This window comes from Streptomyces caniscabiei, assembly GCF_014930365.1.
GTDB classification, from domain to species: domain Bacteria; phylum Actinomycetota; class Actinomycetes; order Streptomycetales; family Streptomycetaceae; genus Streptomyces; species Streptomyces caniscabiei.
In genome coordinates this window covers 277,755-291,144 of the sequence record NZ_JABXWI010000008.1, presented here as the reverse complement: position 1 = coordinate 291,144, position 13,390 = coordinate 277,755, and the positions used below count along the sequence as shown (strand labels likewise).

Below are 13,390 nucleotides of genomic sequence, written 5' to 3'. Positions count from 1 at the left end.
CGGCTACTCAGGGAACTCAGACCGATACTCTCCGGAGTCGTCGACGGCGATGCGAGGAGAGATCTATGGATGCGGGCAGGCGGCAGTTTCTCGGCAGGTGGGGAGCCGTGGTGACGGGAGCGGCGGCGCCTCTCGCCCTCCCCCGGCCTGCGCTCCAGGAGAGCCACGCCCGGCCGACCGATCCGGTCAACCCGGCCGTTCCTATCAACCCGGTCGATCCGGTCGGTCCAGTCGACCTCATCGCCCGCACCGAGCACGAGCGGTTCATGAGCCTGGCCATCGAGCAGGCGCGGCGGAACCCCGAGTGGCCGTTCGGCGCCGTGATCGTCGGCAGCCGTACCGGTGAGGTCCTGGGGAGCGGGGTCAACGAAGGGGCGGACAGCCCGCTGCTGCACGGCGAGGTCGTCGCCATGAACGACTACGTACGGCGGCACGGCAACCAGGGCTGGGCCGGGACCACCCTCTACACGACGGGTGAGCCCTGCTCGATGTGCATGAGCGCGCTGGCGTGGGCGGATGTGCGGCGTGTGGTCTGGGCGAGCTCGATCGACGAGATCCGCCGCACCGACGTCATCCAGATCGATCTGACCGCACGGCAGGTGGCCGCCGCCGCCCGCTCCTTCTACACCCCCGAGCTGCTCCTCGGCGGCGTCCTGTCCGACCGGACCAACCGCCTCTTCCTGGAGGCCCGCCGCCTGCGACAAGGCACGGACGCCGGGGGCGAAGACACCTCACGGCGCGGTACGGGCAGCCCCCAGCCAGTCTGATCCGATCCGCTTACGCGCCCGAGGTGCCCGCACGGCCCGAGGTGCGCCGCGGCCCGGCCCGGGCGAACCTGATGATCATGCGGCGGGACAGCGGACGAGACGGGGACGGCGGCACCGGCAAGGCCGGCGAGACCGGCGATTCCGGTGAGGTCGTGGAAGCGGCGCTGGACGAGCTGTATGTCACCCCGCCGCCCGCGTTCGTCTCGCGCCGCGAGGGCCTGGCCAGCGAGGCGAAGGCGGCCGGACGCGCGGCGGACGCCCGGCGGATCCGTGCCGCCCGCCGCCCCTCGCTCGCGGCCTGGGCCGCGAACCTGCTGCTGCGGTCCCGGCCGGAGGAGAGCCGGGCGTTCCTGGACCTCGGGCGCGCCCTGCGCGAGGCGTACGGGAGTCTGGACGCCGACGGGATCAAGGAGCTGTCCGAGCAGCGCAGAAGCGTCGTCGCCGCGATGTCCCGGCAGACCGCCGAACTGGCCGTCGGGGCCGGGCATCGGCTGTCGGACCCGGTGCTGCGCGAGGTCGAGTCGACCCTGCGGGCCGTGCTCGCCGACCAGGACGCGGCCGACCGATGGGCCACCGGCCGCCTGCAGAGCGCCCTCACGCCACCGGCGGATTTTCCCGGCCTCACGGCCGTGCGGCCGGATCACCCCCGGGAGTCAGTCGGAGCGGCGCCCGAGTCAGCTCCCGCGACGCGCAAGCGCGCACAGGACGAGGTCGCCGAACAGCGCCGCCGGAAGCAGGAGCGCCTCGCCGAGGAGAAGCGGGACCGACTGGCGAAGGAGAAACAGCAGCGGCTCGCGAAGGAGAAGCAGGAACGGCTCGCGAAGGAGAAGGAGAAGCGGCTGGCGCGGGAGAGGCGAGAGCGCCTCGGGCGGGCGCGCGAGGCGGCTCGGGCCGCCGACCGGCGGGTGCGGCAGGCGCGCGAGGACCTCCGGCGGGCGGAGCGGCAGCAGCGTGCGGCGGAGAAACAGTGCGCGGAGGCCGCCGAGGCCGTCTCCCGGGCCGAGCAGGCGGCCCGCGACGCCGCTTCCGAGGTGGAGCGGTTGTCAGGACGTACCCGTCAGTGAACGGGTTGGATGGCCCGTATGACGACAGTGGAAGGCATCGACGCTCGCGGTACGCACCACTGCGAGACGACGACCCTGGGGGTGCTGCTGCGCCACCAAGGGCTCGATCTGTCCGAGCCCATGCTCTTCGGCCTCGGCTCCGGGCTGTCCTTCATCTACTGGGACAGCAGGAACATGGACTTCCCGTTCCTAGGCGGGCGGGTCAAGCCGTTCGAACTCACCAGGAACCTGGCCGCCCGCCTCGATCTGGAGCTGGTGGTCAAGGAGACCGCCTCGCCCCGCAGGGCGTGGGAAAACGCGCGGGCTCCCCTCGACGCCGGCCATCCGGTCGGACTCCAACTCGACAGCTACCACCTGGAGTACTTCTCCTCGAAGGTGCGCTTCGGCGGCCATGTGGTCGCCCTGTACGGCTACGACGACCGCGACGCCCACCTGGTGGACACCGACCAGCAGGGCGGAGCGGTGTCCACCAGCCTGACGAGCCTCGCCGAGGCCCGGGCCGCGCGGGGCCCGATGAGCGCCCGGCACCGCTCGTTCACCCTCACCGCGCCCCCGGGCGGCGTACCCGCCCCGGCGGACCGGATCGTCGCGGCCGTCACCGCCTGCGCCGACGCCTTCCTCCGCCCGCCCATCGCCAATCTGGGGCACCGGGGCATCGAGAAGGCCGGCAAGCTCGTACCGACGTGGCTCCGGCGCACCGACGATCCGCGACGGGATCTGCCGCAGGCCGCGCTCCTGATGGAGAAGGCCGGCACCGGCGGCGCCCTCTTCCGCAATCTGTACCGCGACTTCCTCGCCGAGTGCGCCGAACTGCTCGACAGCGACCGGCTGCGCGCGGGTCACGCGCTGTACGCCGAGGCGGCCGGCCTCTGGACGGAGGTGGCGGCGCTGATCGAGCGGGCCGGTACGTCGGGCGAGGAGGAGTGTCTGCGGCGGGCGGGCACGATGCTCGGAGATCTCGCGCGCGTCGAGCGCGAGGCCATGGGGGAACTGAGCCGCCTGGAGGCGTAGTCGGCCGACGAGACGTACGCCACTCGATCGACGCTCCCCTAAATGCGAATCTCAGATGCAACATTGCTAGGCTACTGCCGTGAGGCTGACCAGATACACGGATCTCGCACTTCGGGCAGTGATGCGCCTGGCCGTCGTGGACGGCGAGGAGTTGCTGACGACGCGACAGATCGCCGACTCCATGACCGTCCCCTACACGCACATGGCGAAGGCCATCGCACAGTTGCAGCACCTGGGGGTGATCGAGGCGCGGCGCGGCCGCAACGGCGGGCTGACGCTCACCGACGCGGGGCGCAGCACTCAAGTGGGCGATCTGGTCAGGACGTTGGAGGGCGACCGGGAAGCCGTGGTGTGCGAGGGCGACACCCCGTGCCCCCTCGCGGGCGCCTGCCGACTGCGACGAGCACTGCGACAGGCACAGGACGCCTTCTACTCCTCGCTGAACGGCGTGACCGTGGCCGATCTGGTGGCGTCACCGACGGGACCGGTCCTGTTGGCCCTCGGCGCTCCCCCGGGCTGACCGGTACGCGGTGCCGGACGGCGACCGCCACCGGTCTCCACGACCAAAAATACGAATCTCGCATACCAATTCGACGGATCCACCGTCGACGACATCCATCGCACAGGAGTGTGTCTGATGCTTTCCGCGCAGTCGGCCCCCGTCGTACGCGCGACGCTTCCCGTGGTGGGAGCCTCGCTGACCACGATCACGGACGTGTTCTACCGGCGGCTGTTCGAGGAACGTCCGGAGCTGCTGCGGCATCTGTTCAACCGCTCCCACCAGGCGTCGGGCGCCCAGCGCGAGGCCCTGGCCGGCGCGGTGGCGGCCTTCGCCACCCTCCTGGTCGAGCGGCCCGACGAGCGCCCGGACGCCGTCCTCGCGCGCATCGCCCACAAGCACGTCTCCCTCGGTGTCACCGCGGACCAGTACCCGCTGGTGGGACGCCACCTGCTCGCGGCGGTCGGCGAGGTTCTCGGTGACGCGGTCACCCCCGAGGTCGGTGCCGCGTGGGACGAGGTCTACTGGCTGATGGCCAACGCCCTGATCGCCCTGGAGGCCCGCCTGTACACCGAGGCCGGCGTGGCGGACGGTGAGGTGTGGCGGCCCTTGGAGATCGCCGAGCGCCGCCAGGAGTCCGCCGACGCGGTGGCCCTGATCCTGCGCAGGCCGGACGGACGCCCGACGCCCGCGTTCGGCCCCGGCCAGTACGTCAGTGTCCGTGTGGAACTTCCCGACGGGGCCCGGCAGATCCGCCAGTACAGCCTGTCCACGGCGCCCGACCACAAGACCTGGCGCATCACGGTCAAGCGCGAGAGGTCCGCCGACGGGACCGTGCCCGACGGCGAGGTCTCGTCCTGGCTGCACGCCCATGCCGAGGTGGGCGACGTCCTGGACGTCTCACTGCCCGCCGGTGACCTCGTGCTGCCGGAGGGCGACACCCCGCTGCTGCTCGCCTCCGCCGGCATCGGCATCACCCCGATGCTGTCGATGCTCGACCATCTCGCCCTCACCTCCTCCACGCGCCCCGTCACCGTCGTGCACGCCGACCGCTCCCCGCTCGACCATGTGCACCGCGACGAGCAGGCGGACCTCGTCAGCCGGCTGCCCCATGCCGAACTGCACCTGTGGTACGAGCACGACGCCCATCGCTCCCCCGGCACCAACGTCTTCACCGGACTCGCCGCGCTGGACCACCTCACCCCCGGCCCCGACACCGCCGCCTACCTCTGCGGGCCGCTGCCCTTCATGCGCGCGGTGCGGGGCGAGTTGCTGGCCAAGGGGCTGCGTCCGGCCGCCGTCCACTACGAGGTGTTCGGCCCCGACCTCTGGCTCGTCAGGTGAGCGGGACGCGAGACCTCGTGAGCCGGACGCGAGACCTCCCTGACATCCGCGGCCGCGGGGACGTGGAGCGGCTGGTCGGCGCGTTCTACGACGAGGTCCTCGGCGACCCCCTCATCGGCCGGTTCTTCACGGAGGTGGCACGTGTCGACCTGGCCGCCCATCTGCCCGTGATGGCCGACTTCTGGGAGAGCGCCCTGCTCTCGCCGGGCGTCTACCGCCGCAACGCCCTCCGCGCGCACCGCGCCCTGCACGCCGAGAGCCCGCTGCGCGCCGAGCACTTCGACCGCTGGCTGGAGCTGTGGTCGGCGGTGGTACGGCGACGGCACGCGGGACCGGTGTCCGAGCGCGCGATCGCCAAGGCGCAGGCCGTGGCGCGGGCCCTGCTGCACAACACCGCGGGCGACGGCCCATCGCGCCCGGCCCCCGGGCCCGTCCTCGTCACCATCGAGCCGCCGGCCGGGGCGCATCGGCCGGGCCGGGCCGGCTGAGCCCGCGCCCGGGGCGGTCACCGGCCCTTCGTGTCCGGCTTCCACTCCTGGGCGAGGAGTCCCAGCACCACCTCGTCCAGGTACTCGCCCATCACCCAGGCATTGGCGCGCAGCACACCCTCGCGGACGAAGCCGTTGCGCTCGGCGGCGCCCAGCATCGCGGCGTTGTCCGCCAGCGTCTCGATCTGCAGCCGGTGCAGGCCGCGCACGACGAAGCCGTAGTGGCACAGCACCGCGACGACGTCCGTGCCGTAGCCCTTGCCGCGGGAGGCGGGCAGCAGCCCCAGCCCGATGTGCGCGATCCGGTTGTGGGTGTCGATGCCCCAGAGCGCTGCGGTACCGACCAGCGTCCCGCCCTCCGACTCCACCACGGAGAACGGGACGCGGTCCTGCGCCGTGTCGTCCACCAGGAGCCGCGCGTCCTTCGAGGCCGGGCCCATCGGACGCCACGGCCCGCCCTCGGCCCGCGAGGCGTTGACCACGTCGTTGTAGAGCTCGGCCCGCAGAATCGGAATGTCTTCCTCGTGCCGGGCCCTCAGCCCGACCTTGGCACCTCTCAGCATGCGAGTTTCCTATACGCCCGAACGGACCGTCGGCAATCGAATAAACGATCACCGAGGTCGGCGGGCGGAGCGGCGGGCCGGCCGTGGGCACCGGCCCGGCGCACGGGTGCGCGCCCGGCTGGGTAGGCTTTCGACGGGCCGCTCGACGGTGTGGGCCCGGGTCGCCGTGCCAACCGGTCCGGTGTGCCGCTCGACCAAGAGAGACGAGATGTCCCCGACGATTCGCAGGGCTGTCATCCCCGCCGCCGGCCTCGGTTCCCGTCTGCTGCCCCTCACCAAGGCGATTCCGAAGGAGATGCTGCCGGTCGGCGACAAGCCGGTCGTCGAGCACACCGTGCGGGAGCTGGTGGACTCGGGCATCACCGACATCACCATCGTCGTCTCCGGCGGGAAGAGCCTCATCCAGGACCACTTCCGGCCCAACCCCGCCCTGGTCGAGCAGCTCCGCGAGGACGGCAAGACGGCCTACGCGGACGCGGTCGAGGAGGTCGCGGAGCTGGCCCGGCAGGGCCACATCACCTATCTCGACCAGTACGGCCCGTACGGCAACGGCACCCCGGTGCTGAACGCCGCCCGCGCCTTCGGCGACGAGCCGGTGCTGGTGCTCTGGCCCGACGACGTCTTCGTGGCCGAGGTCCCCCGCGCCCAGCAGCTGATCCGCGCCTACGAACAGACCGGCTGCCCGGTGCTGGCCCTCCTCCCGATGGACCCCACCGAGTCCCAGCGCTACGGCGTGCCCATCGTCAAGGAGGACCTCGGCGACGGCCAGCTGCGCATCACCGGCCTGGTGGAGAAGCCCGAGCCCGCGGCCGCGCCCTCGGCGTACGCGGCCATCGGCGGCTATGTCGTCACCCCCGGCATCATCGACGAGCTGCGCGAGCAGACCCGCCGCTGGTACGAGCACCGGACGGGCGAGGTCTATCTGACCGACGCCATCAACGCCTACGCCGCGACCCGCGCGGTGTACGGGCAGGTCATCAAGGGCCGCTGGTACGACACCGGCAACCCGGCCGACTACCTGGTCGCCCAGATGGCCTTCGCCCTCGCCCACCCGCAGTACGGCCCCGTCCTGCGCGGCCTGGTGAACGGCCTGGACGCACCCGAGGGCTGACGGGGCGGCGGGCTGTCGCACCTCTTGCAAAGGTCCGGACCAACTGCTAATTCCCTTTCTGTTAGGAAAGTTTCCTACCAGTTGGCAGGAGTCCCCCATGAGACCGGCACGATCCGTTCTGCTCGTCGCCGCGCTGCTGCTCCTCGGCCTCGTCCTCACCCCCGCGACCGCACAGTCCGCCCCCACCACGCCCCCCACCCCTCCCGCGGCCCCGTCCGCCACGACCCCTGTCGCCGCCAACGGACAGCTCAAGGTGTGCGGCACCAAGCTCTGCACCCAGCGAGGAAGAACGATCCAGCTCCGTGGGATGAGCACGCACGGGCTCCAGTGGTACAGCCGGTGCGTCACCGGCGGCTCGCTCGACGCCCTCGCCACCGACTGGCGAGCGGACGTCCTGCGCATCTCCATGTACATCCAGGAGGACGGCTACGAGACCGATCCGCGCCGCTTCACCGACCTGGTCCACTCGGCCATCGAGCAGGCCACCGCCCGTGGCATGTACGCCATCGTCGACTGGCACATGCTCGACCCGGGCGACCCGCACCACAACCTCGCCCGTGCCAAGACCTTCTTCTCCGAGATCGCCCAGCGCCACCGCGACAAGAACAACCTGCTGTACGAGATCGCGAACGAGCCGAGCGGCGTGAGCTGGTCCCGCGTGAAGAGCTACGCCGAGCAGCTCATCCCCGTCATCCGGGCCAAGGACCCGGACACCCCGATCCTGGTCGGCACCCGCGCCTGGTCCTCGCTCGGCGTGTCGGACGGGGCGGACGAGTCCGAGATCGTCGCCGACCCGGTGAGGGCGGCCAACATCATGTACACGTTCCACTTCTACGCGTACTCGCACCGGGACGAGTACCTGCGGACCCTCTCCCGCGCGGCCGACCGGATACCCGTCTTCGTCACCGAGTTCGGCACCCAGAACTACGCGGGTGAGGGCGCGAACGACTTCGCCATGTCGCAGCGCTACCTCGATCTCCTGGCCGCCAAGAAGATCAGCTGGGTCAACTGGAACTTCTCCGACGACCACCGCAGCGGTGCCGTCTTCAAGCAGGGCACCTGCGCCGGCGACGGCCCGTGGTCCGGCACGTCCTCCCTCAAGCCCGCGGGCGTCTGGATCCGCGAGCGCGTCAGGACACCGGACGACTTCTGACCGTCGACCGGCACCACGACGGGAGCCGCGCACCGGTCCCCGCGCCCGCCGCGCACCGGGCGCCGCGCACCGGCCCCGGCGGCTCCCGTCGTGTCGGCGTGAGAAGGACGACCGGACGACGCACGTCGGGTCCTCAGTCCGCCTCCTTCACCAGGCGGCGGACGCCGGCCTTGTCCAGCTTTCCGGAGGCGTTCCTCGGGACGGCCGGTACGACGGTCAGGCGCGTGGGCAGCTTGTACCGGGCCAGCCGGCCCGCGGCGTAGGCGTGGACGGCCTCCAGGGTGATCTCCGACGTGCCGTCCAGGCTCATGACGGCCTGCACGGTCTCGCCCCACTCCTCGTCGGGGATGCCGACGACGGCGACGTCCACGACACCCGGCATGGCGGCGAGGACCCGCTCGACCTCGGCGGGGTAGACGTTCTCGCCGCCGCTGATGATCATGTCCTTGAGCCGGTCGACGATGTGGAGACAGCCGTCCTCGTCCAGATGGCCGACATCGCCCGAGTGGAACCAGCCCTCGTCGTCGAAGGCGGCGCGGGTGGCGCCGGGGTCGTTCCAGTAGCCGGCGGTGACGTTGGGGCCGCGTACGACGACCTCGCCCGGTTCCCCCGGGCCCAACGGGGCGTTGGTGACCACGTCGACGACCCGGACCTCGGTGAACGGCATGGCGATGCCCGCTGAGCCGATCTTCTCCAGGGTGCGCTCCACCGGCAGATGCGTGGCGAACGGCGCGGTCTCGGTCAGGCCCCAGGCCTGCTGGAGCAGGACGCCGTGCCGGGCGTAGAGCTCGATGAGCGAGGGCGGCACCGGCGCGCCCGCGACCACGATGGACCGCAGTCGGCTCAGGTCCCGGTCGAACATCCCGGGTTCTCTCGCCATGGCGGCGAACATCTGGGGGACCCCGAACATGGAGTTGACCCGGTGGGTGACCAGGTCGTCGAGGCACCGGCCCGGGTCGAACCCCCGGCTGACGACCACCGTGCCCCCGCGCACCAGGGTCCGGAGCACGAAGCTGTTCAGGGTGCCGATGTGGAACAGCGGGGCCGCTGCATAGGTGACGTCGCCGCGGCGGGTGTCGAGCCGGAGATCCACGTTCACCCCGTTCCACCAGACGTTCCCGTGGGTCAGGAGGACGCCCTTGGGCGTTCCGGTGGTGCCCGAGGTGAACATCAGGATCGCCGGGTCGTCGGCGGTCTTCGCGACCACGGAGGCCGTGGGCGGGGCGTCCGCGAGGAGGGGCGCCCAGGGCTCCCAGCCCGCCGCGCCCCCGGTCGGCGCCTCGGGGTCGTCGTCCACCAGGAGGAACCGGGTGAGAGCGGTCCGGTCACGGATCTCGTCGACGCCGGCCCGGTGACCCTCCTCGCAGACGAGGGCGGTGGCGCCGCTGCGCACGAGGACGGCCTCCAACTCGGCCGCCTCCAGACGGAAGTTGACCGGGACGAAGACGGCCCCCAGCCGGTGGGCGGCCAGCAGGACGACCAGGAAGGAACTGCTGTTGGGGCCGAAATGGGCGACCCGGTCCCCGTCGCCGACCCCGCCGCGGGCCAGGACGGTGGCCAGGCGGGCGGCCCGGTCGTCGAGTTCGGCGTAGGTGAGGTCACCGCCGGGATAGCGGATGACGACGGAGGCGCCCTGGTCGCGGGCGTTGCGCGCGACGGCGGCGGCCGGGTTGAGGTCGACCCGCAGGCCCGAGTTGCGGGGGTGCGGTGTCGTCGCTTCAGGGGTGGTCACGAGCGGCTCCTCGTCAGGCGTCGGCCCGCCGCACGCTACGCCGTCCACCGGGGCCACGGGCCGGAACCGGAGGCGAGTCCGTGCCGAATTCGCGCATCAGGGCCCTTGCCGAGGTGTCGGACGAGCCCGCGGGGAGGCGACGGAATGGCAACAGGTCTGGAAGAGGCTCGCATGTCGTCCGTGACCCGCCACATACCGGATGCGTACGATGCCGAGCCTGCCGACACTTGGCATGCACGCGCAATGCTGCGGAAACGGGGGCGACGTGAGCCTTGAGTACCGACTGCTCGGCCCGGTCGAGGTCTGGACCGGCGGCCGCCGCATCCCGCTCGGCGGGCCGAAACCCCGCGCGCTGCTGGCCGCGTTGCTGCTGCGGCCGGGGCGGGTGGTCTCCGCCGGAGCACTGATCGACACGGTCTGGGGCGACGAGCCGCCGGACTCCGCACGCGCCCTCGTCCAGACGTACGTCTCCGGACTGCGGCGCGCGCTGCCGGCCGCAGCCGAGGGGATCGAGACCCGCCCGCCCGGCTATCTGCTGCGGGTGGACGGTGACCGGGACCGGCTCGACCTGCGGGACTTCGAGCGGCTCACGGCGGCGGGACGCGACCGGGCGGCCACCGGCGATCATCCGGGCGCCTCCGAACTCCTGGGCCAGGCACTGGAGTTGTGGCGTGGGTCGGCGCTCGGCGGAGTGGGGCGAGCGTTACGGGTCGAGGCCGAGCGGTTGGAGGAGGCGCGGCAGGCCGCCCTGGAGGACCGGATATCCGCCGACCTCGCCTCCCCCGGCCGCGAACAGCACCTGATCGCCGAGCTGACGGCGCTGGTCGGCACACACCCCACGCGCGAACGACTGCGCGGGCATCTGATGCTCACGCTCTACCGGCTGGGCCGGCAGGCCGACGCGCTCGCCGCGTACGCGGAGGGACGCGCCGTGCTCGCCGACGAACTGGGCATCGACCCGGGCCCGGGGTTACGCCGGTTGCACGAGGCGATCCTGCGGTCCGACCCGGGACTGATGCCGCCCGCCGCCCCGGCGCAGGGCCGGCCCCACCGGACGGACGAATCGCCCCACCTGGCTCGCCCCGACGGGGAGGAACCCACAGGCCGGCCGCGTTCGGCGGGCGGCCGGGACTCCGCACGACCCACCGAGTCCGCCGATCGCGACGGAAGGGCTTCCCTCGACCGCCCCGGGTCGGCCCAGGGCACCGACGGCGCCCACCGTCCCGATCCCGCTCTTCGCGCGGACGGCTCGCGGACCCGCTCCGCTTCCGAGGGGCCCGTCGGTGAGGCCGGCTTCCCCGTCGGGCCGGCTCCGGCCCGGTCCGGTCCTCTCGTGCGTGCCGCCCTCCTGCCGCCCGCCATCGGTGACTTCACCGGCCGGGAGGGGCAACTCGACGACGTGTCGGCCCTGTTGACCGGGCCACGGGAGGCGATGCCGGTCGCGGTCGTCTCCGGGCCCGGTGGCGTCGGGAAGTCCGCGTTCGCCGTCCAGGTCGCGCACCGGGTCGCCGCCGACTATCCCGACGGCCAGCTCTACGCCGAGCTGCACGGCTTCAGCGATCCGGTGCCGCCCGCCGAGGTGCTGGCCCGGCTGCTGCGCGCGCTGGGCACGGAGCCGCCCGAGGGCCCGGCCGAACGTGGGGACCTGTTCCGCAGTCTGCTCGCCCGCCGGCGGGTGCTGCTGGTCCTCGACGACGCGGGCAGCGAGGCGCAGGTGCGCCCCCTGCTGCCCGGCAGTGCGAGCTGTGGTGTGCTGATCACCTCCCGCGCCCGGCTGGCGGGCCTCGACGGCGCGGCCCGTACCGGACTCGACGTGCTGGACGACGAGTTGGGCTGCGAGCTGCTCGCCAGGATCGCCGGGATCGATAACGTCCGCAGCGATCCCGACGCGGCACGCCGGATCGTCGCCCTCTGCGGCGGACTGCCCCTGGCCCTGCGCATCGCCGGGGCCCGCCTCGCCACCCGCCGCCACTGGACGCCTCGTATGCTCGCCGACCGGCTCGCCGACGAGCGCCGCCGCCTCGACGAACTCACCGTCGGCGACCTGGAGGTGCGCACCGGCCTCGGGCTCAGCTATGACGCGCTCGATCCCCTCGGCCGTACCGCCCTGCGCCGACTCGGTCTGCTCGGCGCGCCCGACGTGGCCGCCTGGACGGTGGCCGCGCTGCTGGACCTGCCGGACGCCGAGGACGCCGAGAACGTCGTGGACCGGCTCATCGACGCGCAGTTGCTGCACTTCACGGGTGTCGACCGGGCCGGGCAGTCGCGTTTCGGGCTGCACGACCTGGTGCGGGTGTACGCGGCCGAGCGGGCCGAGGCGGAGGAGCCGCGCAGCGAGCGGGCCGACGCTCTCGGGCGTGCGCTGGGCGCCTGGCTGTGGCTCACCGCACGGGCGACGGCCGCGGGTCCCTCCGGGGAGGTGGTGCTCCAGGACCCGAGCACGCTGTGGCCGGTCGGCGAACGGGCCGCCGAGCAGGTGCTGGCCGACCCGGCCGCGTGGTTCGCGTCGGAGGCCGGGGCGATCGCAGCCGCCGTCGAGCGGGCCGCCGCCATGGACCTGCACGCCCTCGCCCGCGAGGCCGCGGTGACCCTCTGCTCGTCCGCCTACATCGTCAACAACCGCTTCGACTCCTGGTCGCGCACCCATGAGGCCGCGCTGGCCGCCGTACGTCGCGCGGAGGACCGCGCCGGGGAGGCCCTGCTGCTCATCGGGCTCGGCCAACTCCGTTACGAGCAGGACGACTTCACCGAGTCCGTGGACCACTACCGGCAGGCCGTCCGGTTGTGCGCCGAGCTCGGCGACACCCGGGGGCACGCGGCGGCCCTCGCAGGGCTGGGCGGCACCTACCGCGAACAGGGCCGACTGCGGGACTCCGCACGCGAACTCAGCCGCGCCATCGACGACTTCAGACGGCTCGACGACACCGCCGGGCTCGGTCTGGCCTGCCGTCTCGCCGGGTCGGTCCACCTCGAACTCGGCGAGTACACGGCCGCCCGTGCCCTCGTCGACGAGTCCCTGGCGGCCTACCGCCGTCTCGGCAGCCGGCGCGGCGAGGCGCTCGCGCTGCGGACGTACGGGCTGCTGCACCGCGCGCTCGGCGAGTACGAGGCGGCCGAGGAGCTCTCCGGCCGGGCCCTGGCGATCCTCCAGCGGTTCGGCGACCGGCTGATGAGCGCGTACGCCGCGCAGGCGCGTGCGAAGGCGCGTCTGCGGCTCGGGCGCACCCGGGAGGCGGCGGCGGACCTGGCCGGGCTGCTCGACGTGTGCCGGGCGTACGGCGACCGGTGGGGTGAGGCGCTCGTCCGCCGCACCCTCGGTGAATGTGCCTTGGCCGAGGGCCTGTTGACCGAGGCGGAGGCCCATCTCACCGAGTCCGTCGCGCTCTGGGACATCCTCCGGCTTCCGCTGCCCCGGGCCCGTACCCTGCGTTCCCTCGCGGAGCTGCGGGACCGCCTCGGCGACGAGAAGGGGGCCGACGCCCTGCGGGAGGAGGCCGTGGAGGTGTTCACCGCGTACGAGGTGCACGAGGCGCGGGAGGCGCGAGGCGCGCGGGAGAGCTAGAAGGGCCTTCAAATGGGCCCACGAGGACGTCAAGAAGACCTGAAGGGAAGTTGTAGAGGGCCCCGCGAAGCTTCTCGGTGTCGGAGGGGAACGGGA

At 72.7% G+C, this 13,390-nt stretch carries 11 protein-coding genes; 9 read left to right on the top strand and 2 right to left on the bottom strand.

The window, feature by feature from the left end; genetic code table 11:
* Positions 1–65: 65 nt before the first annotated feature.
* The 6 genes from HW837_RS23525 (at position 66) to HW837_RS23500 (ending at position 5,173) form a co-directional block, all read left to right on the top strand.
* Positions 66–767, top strand: coding sequence for a nucleoside deaminase (locus tag HW837_RS23525; protein ID WP_237270308.1), 702 nt, complete (start codon positions 66–68; stop codon positions 765–767).
* Positions 768–844: 77 nt separating this feature from the next.
* Complete coding sequence (locus HW837_RS23520) at positions 845–1,831, top strand: hypothetical protein (RefSeq protein ID WP_237270334.1); 987 nt, start codon at positions 845–847, stop codon at positions 1,829–1,831.
* 18 nt (positions 1,832–1,849) lie between these two features.
* On the top strand, positions 1,850–2,842 hold the full coding sequence (locus tag HW837_RS23515) for a BtrH N-terminal domain-containing protein (protein ID WP_045555544.1): 993 nt from the start codon (positions 1,850–1,852) through the stop codon (positions 2,840–2,842).
* Between the two features lie 79 nt (positions 2,843–2,921).
* Positions 2,922–3,362, top strand: a complete 441-nt coding sequence (locus tag HW837_RS23510; RefSeq protein ID WP_045555545.1) for an RrF2 family transcriptional regulator — start codon at positions 2,922–2,924, stop codon at positions 3,360–3,362.
* Between the two features lie 117 nt (positions 3,363–3,479).
* Positions 3,480–4,685, top strand: coding sequence for a globin domain-containing protein (locus tag HW837_RS23505; RefSeq protein WP_193380222.1), 1,206 nt, complete (start codon positions 3,480–3,482; stop codon positions 4,683–4,685).
* Between the two features lie 17 nt (positions 4,686–4,702).
* Positions 4,703–5,173: a group III truncated hemoglobin gene (locus HW837_RS23500; RefSeq protein ID WP_313895566.1), complete on the top strand. Its 471-nt coding sequence runs from the start codon at positions 4,703–4,705 to the stop codon at positions 5,171–5,173.
* 17 nt (positions 5,174–5,190) lie between these two features.
* On the opposite strand, the gene HW837_RS23495 is transcribed toward HW837_RS23500, so the two are convergent.
* On the bottom strand, positions 5,191–5,736 hold the full coding sequence (locus HW837_RS23495) for a GNAT family N-acetyltransferase (protein WP_045555548.1): 546 nt from the start codon (positions 5,734–5,736) through the stop codon (positions 5,191–5,193).
* 208 nt (positions 5,737–5,944) lie between these two features.
* Here HW837_RS23495 and HW837_RS23490 point away from each other — a divergent pair, with 208 nt between their 5' ends.
* On the top strand, positions 5,945–6,847 hold the full coding sequence (locus tag HW837_RS23490; protein WP_045555549.1) for a UTP--glucose-1-phosphate uridylyltransferase: 903 nt from the start codon (positions 5,945–5,947) through the stop codon (positions 6,845–6,847).
* A gap of 97 nt (positions 6,848–6,944) precedes the next feature.
* On the top strand, positions 6,945–8,000 hold the full coding sequence (locus tag HW837_RS23485) for a glycoside hydrolase family 5 protein (protein WP_193382503.1): 1,056 nt from the start codon (positions 6,945–6,947) through the stop codon (positions 7,998–8,000).
* Between the two features lie 133 nt (positions 8,001–8,133).
* Here HW837_RS23485 and HW837_RS23480 read toward each other — a convergent pair whose 3' ends face one another.
* Complete coding sequence (locus HW837_RS23480; RefSeq protein WP_313895567.1) at positions 8,134–9,732, bottom strand: acyl-CoA synthetase; 1,599 nt, start codon at positions 9,730–9,732, stop codon at positions 8,134–8,136.
* 265 nt (positions 9,733–9,997) lie between these two features.
* On the opposite strand from HW837_RS23480, the gene HW837_RS23470 reads away from it, so the two are divergent.
* The gene (locus tag HW837_RS23470; RefSeq protein ID WP_313895568.1) at positions 9,998–13,294 is read left to right on the top strand and encodes an AfsR/SARP family transcriptional regulator; all 3,297 of its coding nucleotides are present in this window, start codon (positions 9,998–10,000) and stop codon (positions 13,292–13,294) included.
* The last annotated feature ends 96 nt before the right edge of the window (positions 13,295–13,390 follow it).

What these genes read in the sequence shown, in the direction of transcription:
- HW837_RS23490 (WP_045555549.1), top strand. Translation starts at nt 5,945, where the DNA reads ATGTCCCCGACGATTCGCAGGGCTGTCATCCCCGCCGCCGGCCTCGGT.
- HW837_RS23515 (WP_045555544.1), top strand. Translation starts at nt 1,850, where the DNA reads ATGACGACAGTGGAAGGCATCGACGCTCGCGGTACGCACCACTGCGAG.
- HW837_RS23485 (WP_193382503.1), top strand. Translation starts at nt 6,945, where the DNA reads ATGAGACCGGCACGATCCGTTCTGCTCGTCGCCGCGCTGCTGCTCCTC.
- HW837_RS23525 (WP_237270308.1), top strand. Translation starts at nt 66, where the DNA reads ATGGATGCGGGCAGGCGGCAGTTTCTCGGCAGGTGGGGAGCCGTGGTG.
- HW837_RS23495 (WP_045555548.1), bottom strand. Translation starts at nt 5,736, where the DNA reads ATGCTGAGAGGTGCCAAGGTCGGGCTGAGGGCCCGGCACGAGGAAGAC.
- HW837_RS23505 (WP_193380222.1), top strand. Translation starts at nt 3,480, where the DNA reads ATGCTTTCCGCGCAGTCGGCCCCCGTCGTACGCGCGACGCTTCCCGTG.
- HW837_RS23520 (WP_237270334.1), top strand. Translation starts at nt 845, where the DNA reads ATGCGGCGGGACAGCGGACGAGACGGGGACGGCGGCACCGGCAAGGCC.